15 protein-coding genes and 1 pseudogene are annotated in these 17183 nt (G+C 61.3%); 8 read left to right on the forward strand and 8 right to left on the reverse strand.

What is annotated here, in order from left to right; translation table 11 throughout:
- Positions 1-110 precede the first annotated feature (110 nt).
- From FG381_RS12355 to FG381_RS12375, 5 genes and pseudogenes are all read left to right on the forward strand, one after another.
- Entirely contained in the window at positions 111-1907 is a 1797-nt protein-coding gene (locus tag FG381_RS12355) for a flavocytochrome c (protein ID WP_139689064.1), read from the forward strand.
- Between the two features lie 260 nt (positions 1908-2167).
- Entirely contained in the window at positions 2168-2599 is a 432-nt protein-coding gene (locus tag FG381_RS12360) for a hypothetical protein (protein ID WP_139689065.1), read from the forward strand.
- A 236-nt stretch (positions 2600-2835) separates the two neighbouring features.
- Entirely contained in the window at positions 2836-3114 is a 279-nt protein-coding gene (locus tag FG381_RS12365; RefSeq protein ID WP_139689066.1) for a transposase family protein, read from the forward strand.
- A gap of 94 nt (positions 3115-3208) precedes the next feature.
- Positions 3209-3403: pseudogene (locus tag FG381_RS12370) on the forward strand (transposase); the annotation flags it as partial.
- Positions 3404-3530: 127 nt separating this feature from the next.
- Positions 3531-3716: an ATP-binding protein gene (locus FG381_RS12375; RefSeq protein WP_139689068.1), complete on the forward strand. Its 186-nt coding sequence runs from the start codon at positions 3531-3533 to the stop codon at positions 3714-3716.
- A gap of 709 nt (positions 3717-4425) precedes the next feature.
- Here FG381_RS12375 and hypE read toward each other — a convergent pair.
- The 8 genes from hypE to hybE form a co-directional block, all read right to left on the reverse strand.
- On the reverse strand, positions 4426-5490 hold the full coding sequence (hypE, locus tag FG381_RS12380) for a hydrogenase expression/formation protein HypE (RefSeq protein ID WP_139689069.1): 1065 nt from the start codon (positions 5488-5490) through the stop codon (positions 4426-4428).
- A gap of 51 nt (positions 5491-5541) precedes the next feature.
- Complete coding sequence (gene hypD / locus FG381_RS12385) at positions 5542-6660, reverse strand: hydrogenase formation protein HypD (RefSeq protein WP_139689070.1); 1119 nt, start codon at positions 6658-6660, stop codon at positions 5542-5544.
- Positions 6657-6917, reverse strand: coding sequence for a HypC/HybG/HupF family hydrogenase formation chaperone (locus FG381_RS12390; protein ID WP_139689071.1), 261 nt, complete (start codon positions 6915-6917; stop codon positions 6657-6659). The genes hypD and FG381_RS12390 overlap by 4 nt, the downstream gene beginning before the upstream one ends.
- A gap of 4 nt (positions 6918-6921) precedes the next feature.
- Positions 6922-9324 carry a carbamoyltransferase HypF gene (gene hypF / locus FG381_RS12395; RefSeq protein ID WP_139689072.1) on the reverse strand — a complete coding sequence of 801 codons (2403 nt, stop codon included), beginning with the start codon at positions 9322-9324 and terminating at the stop codon, positions 6922-6924.
- A 45-nt stretch (positions 9325-9369) separates the two neighbouring features.
- Complete coding sequence (gene hypB / locus FG381_RS12400) at positions 9370-10224, reverse strand: hydrogenase nickel incorporation protein HypB (RefSeq protein ID WP_139689073.1); 855 nt, start codon at positions 10222-10224, stop codon at positions 9370-9372.
- An 82-nt stretch (positions 10225-10306) separates the two neighbouring features.
- Complete coding sequence (locus FG381_RS12405) at positions 10307-10657, reverse strand: hydrogenase maturation nickel metallochaperone HypA/HybF (RefSeq protein WP_139689074.1); 351 nt, start codon at positions 10655-10657, stop codon at positions 10307-10309.
- Positions 10588-12075, reverse strand: coding sequence for a hypothetical protein (locus FG381_RS12410; RefSeq protein ID WP_139689075.1), 1488 nt, complete (start codon positions 12073-12075; stop codon positions 10588-10590). Before FG381_RS12410 ends, FG381_RS12405 begins: the two co-directional genes overlap by 70 nt.
- Positions 12072-12851, reverse strand: a complete 780-nt coding sequence (hybE, locus tag FG381_RS12415) for a [NiFe]-hydrogenase assembly chaperone HybE (RefSeq protein ID WP_139689076.1) — start codon at positions 12849-12851, stop codon at positions 12072-12074. The genes FG381_RS12410 and hybE overlap by 4 nt, the downstream gene beginning before the upstream one ends.
- A 458-nt stretch (positions 12852-13309) precedes the next feature.
- Here hybE and FG381_RS12420 point away from each other — a divergent pair, with 458 nt between their 5' ends.
- The 3 genes from FG381_RS12420 to cybH are packed head-to-tail and all read left to right on the forward strand — an operon-like array spanning position 13310 to position 16910.
- The gene (locus FG381_RS12420; RefSeq protein WP_139689077.1) at positions 13310-14404 is read left to right on the forward strand and encodes a hydrogenase small subunit; all 1095 of its coding nucleotides are present in this window, start codon (positions 13310-13312) and stop codon (positions 14402-14404) included.
- Positions 14404-16167, forward strand: coding sequence for a nickel-dependent hydrogenase large subunit (locus tag FG381_RS12425; protein WP_139689078.1), 1764 nt, complete (start codon positions 14404-14406; stop codon positions 16165-16167). Before FG381_RS12420 ends, FG381_RS12425 begins: the two co-directional genes overlap by 1 nt.
- 23 nt (positions 16168-16190) lie before the next feature.
- Positions 16191-16910 carry a Ni/Fe-hydrogenase, b-type cytochrome subunit gene (gene cybH, locus FG381_RS12430; protein WP_139689079.1) on the forward strand — a complete coding sequence of 240 codons (720 nt, stop codon included), beginning with the start codon at positions 16191-16193 and terminating at the stop codon, positions 16908-16910.
- Positions 16911-17183: the final 273 nt, after the last annotated feature.

Here is a 17183-nt window from a genome sequence, read left to right on the forward strand (position 1 = left end):
CTCCAGGATTATGGGAGCTTGCCGCCCGCGTGTACTTAAGTACCGGATACGTAGGTACCCGGCTGAATATTCTCTATCCCGATGAATCAACAATCTCGGGAGAGAGAACTATGAAGCAGCACATCGCATTATCCGCCGCTCTCGCGGCAGCCCTGGCCGTTATGAGCACCGGCGCATCAGCCGCACTTAAGGACGGCACGTATGAAACCCAGGTCATCGGGCACAATGCGCCCTTCACGGTGAAGGTAATCGTAAAGGACGGGAAGGTGACGACGATCGACTCGAATCAGAATCTTGAGTCGAACGGCGTCGGCCGCGTGGCGCTTGAGAAGCTCACGAAGAAGGTCGTCGACAATCAGTCTGTCGGCGTAGACGTGGTGACGGGAGCAACGCTCACGAGCTTTGCGTTCCTCAAGGGCGTTAGCGACGATCTCGCCAAGGCGGGAGCGACGGACGAAGACATGGCGAAATGGAAGAAGAAGGTCGAGCAGCACCCGACGACGCCCCTTACGCTCGATTCGGACGTCGTTGTGATTGGCGGCGGCGGTGCTGGTTTGGCCGCGGCCCTCTCGGCACTTGAATCCGGAGCGAAGAAGGTTGTTGTCCTTGAGAAGCTTGGCTACCTCGGCGGCTCCACTCAGGTCTCGGGAGGCGCTTTCAATGCCGTTGACGACAAGCGCCAGAAGGCGCAGGGCATTGTCGATTCGAAGCCCATCTTCTTTGAAGCAACAATGAGGGGCGGTCACTTTGTCGGCAATCCCGAACTGGTGCACTACCTTACCTACAACGCCACGGATGCGGTTGCCTGGCTCGAAAAGGAAGGCGTCGAATTCAGGGACAAGATCGGTTCGGCGACGGGCTCCCTCGGCCAGCGCTCGCATTACGGCAAGAAGCCTGCCGGCTGGGCCTATACGTCCGTCTTTGAGAAGCGCCTTGCCGATTACGGCGACCGGGTTGAAATCCTCACCGATACGCCTGCCGAGCATCTCATCGTCAAGGACGGCCGCGTGGTCGGCGTGAAGGCGATTCGTTACGGCAAGCAGCCTGTTACCGTTAATGCCGCGAGCACGGTGATTGCCACGGGCGGCTTCGGCGCCAACATTCCGATGCGTCAGCAGGTGAATACCGGCGTCTGGAAGGAGGTCTCGCTCGATAAGCGTATCGGTACGACAAACATCAACGGCGCGGCGCAGGGCAAGGGCATCGAACTCGGTCGTGAAGCCGGAGCCGACATTATCGGACTCTCCGACATTCAGCTGCATCCGAACGGTACGCCCGGTACCGGTCTCATGCAGGATATTGCAACCTCCGGGCGCAATCGCCTCTTCATCAATAAGAACGGCGATCGCTTTGTGAGCGAAAGCGCGGCGCGCGATACGCTCTGCAAGGCGATCTTTGCCCAGCCCGGCGGCACCTATTTCCTCTTGATGAACAAGCTCCGCTATCCGGATGAAACGACTCCGGACCGCATGGGCGTCACCATGCAGGACATGCTGAAGCTCGGCCGCGTTAAGAAGGCTGAGACGCTTGACGAAATGGCGAAGATCCTCAACGTGCCTGCAGAAAACCTCAAGGCCGCTGTTGCGGAATACAACAAGGCAGCGAGCAATAAGGGCACGGCCGACAAGTTCGGCTTCGTGGCGACCAATACGGATGATGCGCCGATGACGGAAGGCCCGTGGTACGCGTGCCCCAAGGTTCCGACAGTCCATCACACGATGGGCGGCATCCGCATCAATGTGCACGCTCAGGCGCTCGATAAGGACGGCAATCCGATCAAGGGTCTCTACGCCGCCGGCGAAGTGACGGGCGGCATTCACGGTGCGAACCGGCTCGGCGGCAACGCCATCGCTGATGTCTTTACGTTCGGGAAGGTTGCAGGCGAAAGCGCGGCAAAGGGACTCTGACGAAAAGGCAGCAAAGGCCTTTTACGGATGGAACATGTTCTACTGAGGCATCAGTGCCGAAATTGATCCATCCTTAATAAGCAAAGAGAGGGACCTCCGGGTCCCTCTCGCATTTTCGGAAGTTCCCGTCGCGCTTCCTGGAGCAGCAGCGGTTCGTGAGAGTTCGGATGGCTAAAGGGCAATCTTTGCTCGAAAGATTGACAAAACTCATTAATAATACTAAACATATTAATTAAGTTTATTTTTTGGGAGCTGCAGCTATGGAATACACGGAATACAAGATGGATCTCAAACGCATCCGCGCGAAAATCCGCACCATGAAGCGGACGCTAAAAGCCAGACAGGGAACAACCGATCTGGTCGGATACGGCCTCACGGTGATCCGCGCGAGGCTTCTTGAGGATTCAGCCTGCTACCTCACCTATGGCCCGTACTGGTGGGCCATGAAGGACATGCTCATTCGCCGCGGGTACTCATTCGGAAACGATCTCGATGAGGAAGTCCTCAGGCATTACCGTGGGCAAAACGACGAGGAATCGCTCGTCATGTGCGAGACCTTCCGCGACATCTATCTCGAATGCTTCATGCCGGGAACCCGACGCTTCATGCTTGACGGCAGCGGCGGCGAGGACTACGTGCTCGCGGACCGCGATATGGAAATCCGGATCCTGCCCGATATCGCTCTGATTTAGCCTGGCTGACGCTTTCTGCATAAGAGTGGGCTAGGTGAGGTGCCCATCCTGATGATTTTCCAGCAGGATTCCCGACCGCCAAAGCCACCGCTTGACGCCATGGCGCGAACTTTTCAAGGTGAACCGGGACATCCCATGGATCTGACCGCCAAACTGCTCAAAACGTTCTGAATCTCCAGGACATCGTCGTAGAGAACTGCGAATTCGGACTCGGCTCCGATCAGGAAAGGATCCTGATGGTCGATGTGCGGCCGTATAAGCGCCTGCAGCATTTGTGCCCGCAGTGCGGGAAAAACTGTCCGGGCTACGACCGCGGCGGTCGTCCGGCGAGAACCTGGCGCGCTCTCGACTGGGGAGACGTGCTTGTCTATCTGCGGTATGCGCCGCCCCGCATCCAGTGTCCGGAGCACGGCGTCGTTACGGCATCCGTTCCCTGGGCGTATCCCGGGGCGCATTGCCCGTCTCATGCGCATCGATTGGGCAACAGGCCGCCGGTGCGCAGAGCGTGTCAGTGAAAAAGAGTCGCAGGACGCCGGGAGTCGCTTCAGCGGCCTCAGGCACATTCCAGTGAATGAGAGTAGCTTCCCCTAGGGCAAGAATGTCGTCACCGCCGTGTTTGACCGTGAGAAGAACCGTCTGGTCTGGGCGCATGAAGGCTGCGCGTCCAAGGTATTGGAAGCCTTCTTTGAAGGCCTGACGGCGGACGCGAGAGCTGCCGTCGAAGTGGTGAGCGGCGACAACGCACGGGCGATCGACGAGTGCATTGCAAAGTACGCGCCGCAGGCAAAACGCAGCAGGCGCTGAAAATCCGATGGAGGCCGGTGATCTATGTCAGGGTCCACCGCCTCAGGGAATAGATTCTTCCTGGAAATTTCTCTGCCATAACGGAGAAATTTCCGGAAAATTCTCCGTCATAACGAGGTTTTTTCCTATGGAACTCATCCCTCGAGAACTGCAGGCTTCCATCGCGGCTCAAAAGCCGCCCAAAGCGGTTGTCATTTTCGGCGCGCGGCAAACGGGCAAAACTACGCTGCTCCAGGGCATCGTTTCCAGCTCCGCAGCCTGGTTTTCCGGCGACGTACCGAGTGATCTGGAAAGGCTCTCGCTCTTTAGTTAATGAGAGAGTGCAGCAACTCGTCTGAAAATCTCAGGTTCGCGGGAACTGAAAAACCCTGAAAATGCGCCGCGGCCAGTTGCAGGACAGCCGTCAAAATGGCGGCGGGCGTCACCACTGGAGCGTTCCACGCTGGCTTACGTCAACGCCCGCCGTGATGACTGCGTCTTCGAACGCTTCTACGATTTCCTGCTCAAGCATTTTTGGGGAGGAAGAAAAGCAAAGCCCCCGACCTTTCAGTACGAGGGCCGATTGTCGCTACGGTGGATTGCAATCTCCGCTCCGTAGAGGCCTGCCCACTTAAGGGCAGGACTTAGACCCCGGCAGACTTTGCTGTTGCGGGAACATTGTTACGGTACAGCTAAAAGGTGAGATCGTCAAACGTTTGAATCGCTGAAGTACTTGAGACCGTGACTTGGTTAGGCATCTCAAGCATCATTGTTGCTGTCCAAAATACTTTGGGAATGTCGGAGTCTTTGAGGCGCGTCGAAGATTCCTCAAATCCGTACTTCGGCGGTACTTTCCCATACAGCCATGACGCAGGCCCTGTGAAGCCGAAGACCTGCCGGAAGCGACGCTCAGGGGACTTCGCGACGATTCTGATTATACGCAGGGAGCCGTTCTGTCTCCCTCTATCAGGCATTTGAAAAACTCCGTCGTCCTAAGTTTCCTGATCAAGCTTCATGTTTTGAAGCCGCTTTCCTGGATCCGGTCAGCAAATCCTCGGAAGCTGCTCGCCTGTGAGCCAGTCGACCATGCGCCGGCCGCCCATCAGGGTCACCATCTCAACGAAGCCGGGGTTCTCCGCCGTCACTTCGCCGATAATCGCGGCTCCCGTCCCATGGGAGTCGCTTTGGATGGCGGCGAGCGCCGCCTCGGACTCGGCTTCCGGGACGATTGCAATGAGACGCCCTTCGCAGGCGGAATAGAGGGGATCGAGCCCCAGGAATTCGCAGGCCGCGCGAACCTCGTCCTTTACAGGAATCGCGGCTTCGTGAAGCGTGATCCCGACGACGCTTTCGGCGGCAATTTCGTTCAAAGTCGTCCCGAGCCCGCCGCGGGTGGGGTCGCGAAGAACATGGGTTGAGGGAGCGGCCGCGAGAATGCGCTCCACCATTTTCCCGAGCGGCGCGCAATCGGACTTGAGGTCCGTGCCGAACGTCATGTCCTCGCGCAGGCTCATCACGGTCATGCCGTGGTCGCCGATTGAACCCGAAACGATCACGCGGTCGCCCGGGCGCGCCTGAGCGCCGGAAATCATGTGGCCGGCAAGCCGCTCGCCGATGCCGGTGGTGGCGATGTAGACCCCGTCGCCGTGGCCTTTCTCAACCACCTTGGTGTCGCCAGTCACAACGGCAACGCCCGCTTCCCTTGCGGTCTCGGCCATGGATTGAACGATCTTTTCCAGGTCCTTCAGCGGGAAGCCTTCCTCGAGGATGAAGGCCGCGGAGAGCCAGAGGGGCTTTGCGCCGCACATGGCGACGTCGTTCACGGTGCCCGTGACGGCGAGCCGCCCGATGTCGCCGCCGGGGAAGAAGAGGGGCTTCACGACGTGCGCGTCGCAGGAGACCGCAACCGGCCGCGTGATCGGCGGCATCACCGCTCCGTCGTGTCCCTGGTCGAGCCATTCGTTCGTGAGGTGCTTCGCAAAGAGTTCGCCGATCAGCTGCGCCGAAGCCCTGCCGCCCGAGCCGTGCGTCATTTCGACGGCGCCGCGGAGAATGTCGAGCCGGCGGCCGGAGCTTGCGCGTTCGCGCTTGAGATTGTTTTCCGTCATGTTCTTTTCCTTTCCTGCCGTTATGTATTTTCGGGGTCCTCTGCCGGGGACTCAGGACCGGGCTCTCCCGTAGCTGTAGGCCGCGGCGCAGGCGCCTTCCGAAGACACCATGCAGGCGCCGATCGGGTGCGCGGGCGTGCAGGCCTTCCCGAAGAGGAGGCACTGACGAGGCTCCTTTTCGCCCCTCAGAATGGCGCCGCATTCGCAGGCCTTGTTGTCGGGGACGACGAGCTCGGGCATCACGAAGCGCTTTTCGGCGTCGAATTCCGCAAATTCCGGGCGGATCCGGAGCGCGGAGTTCGGCACGGTGCCGAGACCGCGCCATTCGAAAGTCGGGCGGCGCTCGAAGACCTTGTCCATGAGTTCGATCGCCTTGACGTTCCCTTCCGCCGTCACCGCGCGCGTGAATTCGTTTTCGACTTCCGCGCGCCCTTCGTTCACCTGGCGGATGAGCATAAGGATGGAAAGCAGCATGTCGAGGGGCTCAAAGCCGCAGACGACGACCGGCATCCTCCACTTTTCGCTGAAGTGCCGGTAGGGGTTGGAGCCGATCACGGTCGAGACGTGCGCGGGGCCGACCAAGCCGTTCAACTTCGGCGCATCGGGGCGGTTCGGGGCCGTGAGGAGAATGTGCTCCATCGCGGCGGGGGTGAGCACGTGGTTGCAGAAGACGGAGAAGTTCTTCAATCCCAGGCGCTTCGCGGCGAGAATCGCCGCCGCCGTCGGAGGCGTCGTCGTCTCAAAGCCGATCGCAAAGAAGACCACCTCGCGGTCGGGATTTTCGCGGGCGGCCTTCACGGCATCCATCGGGGAATAGATCATGCGGATGTCTGCACCCTCGGCGCGGCAGCGGAAGAAGCTCCGGCCTTTCGAAGCTGGCACCCTCATCGTGTCGGCGTAGGTGCAGAGAATCACCTTTTCCCTGAGGGCAAGATTCATCGCCATGTCGATGCGGCCGATCGGCATCACGCAGACCGGGCACCCGGGCCCGTGAATCATGCGGACATTGGGCGGAAGAAGGTCCGTGAGGCCCCAGCGCGAAAGCACGTGCGTGTGGCCGCCGCAGAATTCCATGAAGCGGTAGTTGCGCTCGGCGTCGGCCTCCTCGCGGATCCGTTGGGCGAGCTTCTGCGCCTCGTCGCCCCGGCGGTATTCGTCCACGTACTTCATGGCCGCGCCCCGCCCGACGTAATCGTCATGCCTTCGTGAAGTTCGCCTGCGCTCGCAAGAATGCGCAGCGTCTCCTCGGCTTCCTTCGCGTCGATGCGGTTGAGCGCGAACCCCACGTGCACGATCACCCAGTCGCCCGGGACCGGATGGTCGATCAGGGAAACGTCAACGGGCTTTTCAATGCCGCCGATCGATGCCATTGCATCGGCTCCGTTCGGGGAAACGGAGAGAATTTCTGCAGGAACTGCAAGACACATAGAATCAGACTCCAGCGTGATCCCGGATAAAGGGATAGCTTGACATGCCGCGGGCGAGGGCAAGACGCGCAAGATGCGCCTGACCGAGGGCAAGCCCTCCGTCGCCCGGAGGCACGATATGGGGAATTCGGGGTTCGATGCCGGCCGCCCGAAGCGCTTTCGGAATGCGCGACGAGAGGACGCGGTTCAGCATGCACCCGCCCGTCAGCATGACGGGGCCGTCGATGCCGGACCGTTCGCGCCCCTCGATGATCCAGCGGGCGATGCCTTCGGCAAGGGTGGCTTCAAAGAGTGCGGCGAGCTTTGCGGCGGTTTCCTTCGACGGGTCGGCAAGCCGCGCCTCAACAATGCGGCGCATGAGGGGAAGGAACGAAAGAACGCCTTTCTCGATCGAGAAGCCGCCCTCGAGGGGGCTCGCTTCCTCAATATGGGGTTCAGCAAGGCTCTCGAGCCGCATGGCGGCGGTCGCCTCGTCCCTCATCGTGAAGACGAGCCCGAGGATGGCGGCTGCGCCGTCGAACCACCGGCCGAGCGCGCTCGTGCGGGCGGTTCTCGGCGAATGAATGAGCTTCGGGATTTCGCGAAGCATCATTTCGGGAATGGCGGGGAGATGGCCGCGGCGGGCGTGAAGGAGCTCGAACCGTGCGTCCTCGAGCCCGAGCTCGGCGAGAATCGCCGCTCCCATGCGCCAGGGTTCCCGGGCCGCCCGGTCGCCTCCGGGAAGCGCGAGCGTGCGGAGGCTCCCGAAGCGCTCGAACCCGTCGGGGCCGACTAGAAGGAGCTCTCCGCCCCAGACATTGCCGTCGCTTCCGAGCCCCACGCCGTCGAGCGCTGCACCCAGCGTCCGCTCGTTTCGTCCCGCTTCCGCCATGGCGGCGCCCACGTGCGCGGCATGGTGCTGAATGCGGATCAAGGGCTTCTGACAGCGGTCGGAAAGCTTCCGGGCGAGTTCGCCCGAGAAGAAGTCGGGGTGGAGGTCGGACGCGAAGGCGCCCGGCTCAACATCGAGGAGCGAGCGGATGTGCTCGAGCGCCGCTTCGAGCGTCAGGCAGTTCGAGACCCGGTCCAGGTCGCCGATATGCTGCGTGAGAAAGAGTTCGCGCCCGCGCGTCATGGCGGCCGTGTTCTTGAGGTACGACCCCGTTGCCGCCACGTCGGGCGCGCCCTTCACCTCGGGGATGCGGATCGCTTCCGGGGTCACGCCCCGAGCGCGCCGCACCCAGACGGGGCCGGATTCGGATGAACGCACGACCGAATCGTCGCAGCGGATGAGAATCTCGCGATTGTGAAGGAGGATGACGTCGGCGATGGAGGCGAGCCTCTTTTTCGCTTCCTCATTCCCGATGACAAGGGGCTCGCCGCCCGGGTTGGCGCTCGTCATGACGAGATAGAGATCCTGAGGCTCCTCCATCCAGGCAGTGCCCTCAGGCTCGCCGAGAAGCGCGTGAAAGAGAAGCGCATGGAGCGGCGTATAGGGAAGCATCATGCCGATTTCGGAGAGCTCGTCCGCAATGCCGGGGAAGGCGCTTGTGTCGAAGAAGGCCCGCTTTTTCCGGAGAAGTACGATCGGGTGAGCCGTGCCCGTGAGGAGGGTCTCCTCGGCGGCATTCACTTCAGCAATGCGTTTGGCGGACGCGACCCCGGCGCACATGACGGCAAGCGGCTTTTCGTTCCGGCCCTTCCGGTCGCGAAGGCGCCTGACGGCCTCCGCGTTCGAGGCGTCGCAGACGAGGTGAAAGCCGCCGATCCCCTTGACCGCCGCGATGCCGCCCTCGCGGATCACCCGGGCCGTTTCCCGGACCGGGTCGCCGGAGACGGGAGTGCCGTCCGCGCGGATGAGCTCGAGCTGCGGGCCGCAGACCGGGCAGGCATTGGGCTGCGCATGAAAGCGCCGGTCTCCCGGGTTCTCGTACTCCGCAAGGCACTTGGGGCACATCGGGAAAACCGACATCGAGGTCTGCGGGCGGTCGTAGGGGAGCTTCCGCGTAATGGTGAAGCGAGGTCCGCAGTGCGTGCAGTTCGTGAAGGCGTAGCGGTAGCGACGGTTCCGGGGGGCAAAAATGTCCGCGAGGCACTCCGGGCACGTCGCCGCATCGGGCGTGATCATCGTGGTGACGGCCCCTTCGGCGCGCGAGGGCGTAATCACGAATTGGTCGACCCCGCGAACGGGCGCGGGCTTCACGTCGATCGAGTCGATGCGGGCGAGCGGGGGCTTTCCGCGGCGGAGTTCATCGGGAAAGGCGTCGAGCGCCCTCGGGTCGCCCTCGAGAAAGATCCCGACCCCCTCGGGGTCGTTGAAGACCTCTCCGGCAAGACCGAGCGCGGCGGCAATGCGCCAGACGGTGGGGCGAAAGCCCACGCCCTGCACGAGCCCATTAACGCGCACGAGTCTTGCCTCTCTAGCCATAACCCTCTCCAAAAATGAATGGCTGCAAATGCCGGAAATGGATCCTCAGAGGCTCGCGAGGAGAAGCTGGGCCTTGAGCCACGCGCACCACTTGTCGATCCCTTCGCCCGTCGTGGCCGAAACCCGGAAGACCTTCGCCTTCGGATTGACGCGAAGGACGTTGGCTTCGGCCTTCTCGGCATCAAAGGGAACATAGGGGAGAAGATCGATCTTGTTCATGAGGACGAGCGACGACGCGCGGAACATGTCCGGGTACTTGAGGGGCTTGTCCTCGCCCTCCGTCACGGAGAGGACCGCAACTTTGTGCGCTTCGCCCAAATCAAATTCAGCCGGGCAGACGAGGTTGCCGACATTCTCGATAAAGAGAATGGAGTTTTCCTCGGGTTTGATTGCCTCGATCGCGCGCTTCACCATCTGGGCATCGAGGTGGCAGCCTTTCCCGGTATTGATCTGAAGCGCCCGCACGCCCGTCGCGCGGATTCTCGCCGCGTCGTTCGTTGTTTCCTGGTCGCCTTCAATCACAGCGCAGGGAATATCCGTGAGCGTCCTGAGGGTCTTCGTCAGAAGTTCGGTCTTCCCGGACCCGGGGCTCGAAACGAGGTTGAGCGCTAGAACGCGGGAGGCGGCAAGGCGCGCGCGGTTTTCCGCTGCAATCGCGTCGTTTCTCGCGAGAATGTCCTCCTCAACGGCGATCGCGCGGCCCTCGGGCATGTCGTGATCGTGCGAATGCGCGGGATGCGCATGGTCGTGGGCATGACTGTGATCGTGGTCGTGCGAGTGCCCGTGATCATGTTCGTGATCATGATCATGGTCGTGGACCGTCAGGGTGATGTTTCCGTCGGCGTCCCGGACTTCATGCATATGGGGGCCGGAATGGCCGCAGCCGCAGGTGGTGCACATATCTTTCTTCCTTCCTTCGCTTCAGGGAGCGAAAACTTTATTGAATGGGGTACTTGTATTTGTTCCGCAGGATGCGGGAGAGTCAGCCGTCCGCGGCCTCGAGGATGTCGACCACCTTCATTTCCGTGCCGCCGGTTGCCGCGAGCCGGTAGCCGCCGCAGTCGGGGCAGGGGTCGCCGTAGCGCTTGAGCGGCACGGTTTTCTCGCAGGTGAGGCACCAGGCCTCGCCCCGCGGGCGCTCGATCTCAAGCGCTGCGTTTTCCGCGGGACCGCCCTTCCTCACTGAGGTCCAGGCAAATTCGAGGCTCGGAATGTCGACGCCGGCGAGTTCTCCGATCGAGACCCGCACGGCCTTCACGCGCTTCACGTCATTTGCGCGCGCGGTGCGTTCGACGATTTCGAGAATTCCTTCGGCGATGGAGAGTTCATGCATGGCTTCGATTCAGATTTGCTTCGCCGGATGCCGTTCCATTGAAAGACGGCGGGCACGCAGGCGTCAAGCCCGAAGAGCGCCCGGTCGACTGCGTTTTCCAGCTTCGCGCGGTCGTCCATGTCGTCCTTCGGATAGAGGAAGGATTTCGCTGCAAGCGATGCCATGCGCTGGCCGGCACCGTTGGGCGAAAACTGCCACTCGGTGGGCGAGGTGATTCTGAGCGTCTGAAGCTCGCCCGAGGGGGAGAGCTTCACGGCATGCATCAGAAGGCCTCGCGCCGTTTCAACGAAGCTTATCCCGATGCCGGCTTCAGGGCCATAGGTCCAGAGAACGTTTCTTCCGTCCTCTTCGGTGGTGGCTGCGGGTGCGGATTCTCCGTCTTTCGGCATAGCCCGATCGATCAGCTTTGCGGAGAGATTGAGGAGTCCCTCAGCGCGCGCGAAGAACCCGGCGGTTTCGACAATCCTTGCGCCCGTGAGCGCAGCAGGGGAAATGCCTTCCGAAATCAGAAGGTTCCGCACGGCAGGGTCGTTTCTCATGCGCGACAACGCACCGGTGAGTCTCGGCGACCCCTGCCAGAAGGGCGCCATGTCGAAGCCCGAATCGTTCAGAAGCCGGTAGGCAATCTCTTCGGCAAAGTCGGGCGTCATGATTTCGCTTCTTTCGGGCAGAAACTGAACGTCGGCTTCCGGGGGATGAGGCTCGGCAAGAAGGGAAAGGAGAAGATGCGCGGCGGGAATCGTTCCGGCATGGCTTTTCGCCCATCCGCGAAGATCGAACCGCCGCTCATGGAGGTTCTTCAGGAATGCTTCCGGCTCCATGCCGAAGAGAAGCCGTGAGGCGGCTGTCCGGGCTTCACCGAGAAGCGCCGAGAGCGCATCAAGGAGCTTCCTGAAAAGCGCCGGATCGAGCGCTTCTTCGGAATGAGGGTCGAGCTTCACGAGAAGCTGCGCGATGAGGGCGAGCCTCGCCCGGAGCGCTCCGATCTGACGGTGCTCCTCCTGCCCGAGAATGGGCGTAAGGGGCATGGGCGGCTCTCCCTCCGCAGGGGCGGCAAACCCTCCGAGGAGCGCGGTCTTCGCCTCAAGCTTTTCGCTCTCGCAGACGAGAACGCGCAGATTTTCGACGATCGCTTCCGCCGTGACGGCGGCCTCAGGGAGCGCTGCGAAGGCGCTCCCGCGCTTTTCGCTCGGCCGCCCGCGGGCGGCAAGGAGCGCGCTGTCGAAGGCCGTCAGATGCGCGATCGGGCAGAGGCCGTAGAGGAGCGTAATCAGGCGCCTCGCGTTCGCGCGGTGTTCCGGGGACGCGAGCATCCGGGCAATGCCGTTCGTGCGCGTCGAGGAGACGCAGACGGAGGCTTTCCCGCAGGGCTTCGGGAGCACGTGGATGTGGATGGCGGCTTCATCAGGAGCGGTCATGGCTTCGTCCTCCCTTCTGCAGGTTCTGCCGCATCGGCTTTGGTCTCAGGGGCGGGAGCGATGGTCTGACCCGGCGCTTCGTCTTCAGTCGGTTTTTCCCCGGGGCGCGCGGCTTCCAGGTGATGCTTCTCAGGGGCTTCTGCCTTCTTTTCAACCCAGCGGCGGCCGCGGCCGAAAAAGTCGCGGCGCGAGAACTTTTCGTTTTCGTCGCGCTTCGGGGGCTCGGGCTTCGGCGTAAGCGCCGGCGTCTCGAGATAGTTCTTCGGGGGCTCGACCTTGATCGGAATCACGCGCCGCAGCTCCCCGTCCGCCGCGGGCGGCGCCCACGCGGTCGCATCCTCATCGTCCTCCGGAATGGAGGCGGTGGTGAGCATGGTTTTCAACGCCACGCGGGCGAATTCGTCCGCGGTTTCCTGGTCGGCCATATCGAGCACCGGGCTCTTCAGGGGCAGCGAAAGGAAGCGCCCGAGGATCGGATCCTCGACCGAAATAAAGGGGAAGTCCCCGGCAGGGAGTTCGATGAGGCGCACCTTCCCGACGGGTACTTCAACCCAGGATTCCGCGACGCCGCAGACATAGACCGCTGCGATCGACCACGGCGTCACCATGACGCCGATCCAGTCGTTGCCCCAGCGGCGGAAGTCGACCGCATGGACGTCAATCTTCGGATTGACGATGGGAAGTCCCTGCATGCGCTCGCGCGCAATCCGACGCATGCCTTCCTCGAAGAAGACGGCCGGCGACTCAGCAAAGGAAGCCCGGGGTCTGAGGTCCATGAATGCTCCTGAAACGAAAAAACGCGGGCTCTTTTTTTAAGAGTTCGAAAAAAAACGGAAAGTCTTTTAAATCAAAGAGGAATCAGCATCAGTTCGTTGTTTACAATCGATGCGGACGCGTTCTCTTTTGAGTATAGGAAGGGCTTCGGCTGAAGGGTATCCGTCAAAGGAAGTGCGGGCGCTAGTGCTTTCGGGCGAGATGCCTCCGGCGCTCCGGCCCCGGCTACTCATGAGTAGTGCTTCAGGGGTAGGCGATCTGCGCTCACGATCTATGGATGCTCTCCCGCGCCAAAACTATGCTTCTCATGACGCTTTTATTTCCTTTACTCCGCCGGGATTTCAATCCCTGCGGGAGCGCTTTGAAACCAGGGGAAGCGTGCGCTGCAGACGGCTTTCGGGAAGAACCCTCCGGCCCGCCCGTCTGCTCATATGAAAAATGAACGAGGGGGAGACCCAACATGCTTGAAACCCAATATCAGGCACTTCGCCGTCAGGGCGTGAGCCGCCGCAGCTTCCTGCAGTTCTGCTCGCTTACCGCGGCAAGCCTCGGGCTCGGCAATGCGGGCGCGCAGGAAATCGCTCATGCGATGGAAACGAAGCCCCGTACGCCGGTCATCTGGCTCCACGGCCTTGAGTGCACCTGCTGCTCAGAATCCTTCATCCGCTCCTATTCGCCGGTGGTGCAGGACGTCGTCCTCTCCATGGTGTCGCTCGACTACGACGACACGATCATGGCCGCTGCGGGCGAACAGGCTGAGGAATCGCTCCATGAGACGATGGAGAAGTACAAGGGGAACTACATCCTCGCCGTCGAAGGAAACGTTCCTTTGAACGAAGGCGGCATCAACTGCATCCCGAACGGCGAAATCTTCCTCAACAAACTGAAGACCGTTGCCGCGGGCGCCAAGGCCGTGATCGGCTGGGGCTCCTGCGCCGCCTGGGGGTGCGTGCAGGCCGCGAAGCCCAATCCCACGAAGTCCGTGCCGATTACGGAAATCATCACCGACAAGCCCATCGTTCTCGTTCCCGGCTGCCCGCCGATTCCGGAAGTGATGACGTCGGTGATTACCTACATCCTCACCTACGATCGTCTGCCGCCGCTCGACCGCCTCGGCCGTCCGAAGATGTTCTACGGCCAGCGCATTCACGACAAGTGCTACCGCCGCGGCCACTTCGACGCGGGCCAGTTCGCGGAGAAGTTCGACGACGCCGGCGCGAAGCTCGGCTACTGCCTCTACAAAGTGGGCTGCAAGGGGCCGACCACCTACGCGCCCTGCTCGACCATCCAGTGGAACGAAGGCCTCTCCTGGCCTGTCAAGTCGGGTCACGGCTGCATCGGCTGCGCCGAACCCAACTTCTTCGACAAGGGCTCCTTCTACAAACACGAAACGACCGTGCTCCCGCCCATCTTCGGCGGCGTCGAGGCAACGGTCGACAAAGTGGGGCTTGCAACCGTCGCCGTGGTCGGCGCGGCCGCCGCCGCACATGCAGCGCTCTCAGCCGTGGCTCAGGCGCGCGCCAAAACGAATAAGGAAATCGGAGGGAAGGAATAATGAGCGAACGCAGAATTGTTGTTGACCCGGTCACCCGCATTGAGGGTCATCTGCGCGTGCAGGCCGTCCTCGGCGACGACGGGAAAATCGTCGACTCGATGAGCACCGGCACCATGTGGCGCGGCCTCGAAGTGATTCTCAAAGGGCGCGACCCGCGCGACGCCTGGGCGTTCGTTGAACGCATCTGCGGCGTCTGCACGGGCATTCATGCGCTTGCCGCCGTCCGTGCGGTTGAGGACGCGATCGGAATCAAGATTCCGAAGAATGCGAACATCATCCGAAATCTCCTGAACGCCACCCTTTACGTTCAGGACCACATCGTCCACTTCTATCAGCTCTCGGCCCTCGACTGGGTCGACGTGGTGAGCGCGCTTGAAGCCGATCCCCGCGAAACGGCCGACATTCAGCAGAAGATCTCGCCCCGCCATCCGCTGGCGGCCGTGGGGTACTTCCGCGACATTCAGAACCGCGTGAAGAAGCTCGTTGAATCCGGTCAGCTTTCGATCTTCAACAAGGGCTACTGGGGACACCCCGCGATGAAGCTTCCGCCCGCCGTGAACCTTCTCGCCGTCGCCCACTACCTCGAAGTCCTCGACTTCCAGCGCGAGGTCGTGCGCATTCACACGATTCTGGGCGGCAAGAACCCGCACCCGAACTACCTCGTGGGCGGCGTTGCGTGCCCCATCAACATGCATGAGACGGGCGGCCAGGGCACGATGGTGAACGAAGTGACGCTCAACTACATGCGTGCGGTCGCACGCCATGCGGTCGACATCGTTGAAAACGTCTACCTCCCCGACATCAAGGCGATCGCCTCCTTCTATCCGGACTGGTTCAAGTACGGCAAGGGCCTCGCGGGCGTCAACTGCCTCGCCTACGGCGACTTCCCTGAAGTTGCGAACGACTTTTCCGACAAGTCCCTCCAGCTTCCCGCGGGCGCCATCATCAACGGCAACCTCAATGAAGTCTTTGAGGTCGACGCGCGCGATCCCGAGCAGATTCAGGAGTTCGTCGACCACTCCTGGTACCAGTACCCGGATCAGACGAAGGGGCTCCATCCCTGGGACGGCATCACCGAGCAGAAGTACGAGTTCGCGAAGGGCTCCGAAGGCACGGCGACGAAGTTCCAGTGGCTGACGCCTGACGGCAAGTACTCCTGGATCAAGAGCCCGCGCTGGCGCGGCCACATGATGGAAGTGGGCCCGCTCGCCCGCCTCGTGATCGGCATCGCGAAGAACGTGCCGCACATCAAGGAGCCGGCGCTTGATCTTTTGAAGGAACTCAACCTCCCGCTCGAGGCAGCGTTCTCAACGCTCGGCCGTCATGCGGCGCGCGCGCTCGAATGCCGCTGGGCAGCAGGAAAGCTCGTTCAGTACGTCGACGACCTCACCGCCAACATCAAGGCGGGCGACGAGGCCGCGGCCAACATGGAGTTCTGGGAACCCTCCACCTGGCCCAGGGAATGCAAGGGCGTGGGTCTTTGCGAAGCCCCCCGCGGCGCGCTCGCCCACTACTGCGTCATCAAGGACGGCAAGCTCGAAAACTGGCAGGCCGTGGTGCCCACCACCTGGAACGCCTCGCCGCGCTCCAACGAAGGGCAGAAGAGCACCTATGAGCTTTCGCTCATCGGCACTCCCGTGGCTGATCCCAAGCGTCCGCTTGAAATCATCCGCACGATCCACAGCTTCGACCCGTGCCTTGCCTGCGCAACGCACCTTCTCAACCCTGAGGGCGAGGAGCTCTGCTCGGTACAGGTCCGCTGACGCGGTCCCCCAAGGAGGATCCTATGAAAATCGATCCAGTCACCTACGAAGTCGACATGAAGGCGGGCACGCACCCGCTCTATGTCTGGGAGGCGCCTGTTCGAATCTGGCACTGGGCCATGATGGTCTGCATGTTCGTGATGATCGCCACCGGCTTTCTGATCGGCGCGCCGCTCGTTTCGAACCTCGGCGACACGTGGGCGACCTACGACTTTGCCTACATCCGCTTCGCGCACTTTGCCGCGGGCATCATCTATACGGTGCTCTTCATCTACCGCCTCTACTGGGCAGTGGTCGGCAACAAGTACTCGCGGCAGATCTTCATTCCGCCCCTCTGGTCCTGGAAGTGGTGGAAGGGCGTCTTCGCTCAGGTTGCCTACTACCTCTTCATGAAGAAGACGTCGCCTGAGTATGCGGGCCACAATCCGCTCGCTCAGCTCGCGATGTTCGGGTTCTACGTGCTCGGCTCCATCGGCATCATCATCACGGGTCTCGCGCTCTATGCGCAGGCCTGGGGTTGGGGCGAATCCTGGATGGCCTGGTTCGGCTGGGTGTTCCCGCTCTTCGGGGACGTTCAGGCGGTGCGCACCATCCACCATGCGCTCATGTACGTGCTCATCATCTTCACGATCGCTCATATGTACATGTCCTTCCGCGAGGACATCATGGGCGGCGCCACGACCCTCTCGTCCATGACGACGGGCCTGAGGATGTTCAAGCACCAGGGCGGAGAGAATCATTGATTCTCTGACGCCGACTGAAAGCGTTGGGTTCTAAACGCTTCGAAGCCCTTCGGTTCCTTTGACGGGAATCGGAGGGCTTATTTTGTTTCAGGAGGTATTTTTCTGGACATTTGCTTAGAAGGAACGGGTAAGGACGTAGCCGGAGCTGTTCATTAAGGGAGAGTAAAAATGCCATGGATCTTATTGCTGATCTAATAAAATCTAATAAGATCTAATAAGAATCTAATATGAACTCATAAATATCTGATATGATCTAACCATAAATTAATAAGA

Source organism: Sutterella faecalis (genome assembly GCF_006337085.1).
GTDB lineage: Bacteria > Pseudomonadota > Gammaproteobacteria > Burkholderiales > Burkholderiaceae_F > Sutterella > Sutterella faecalis.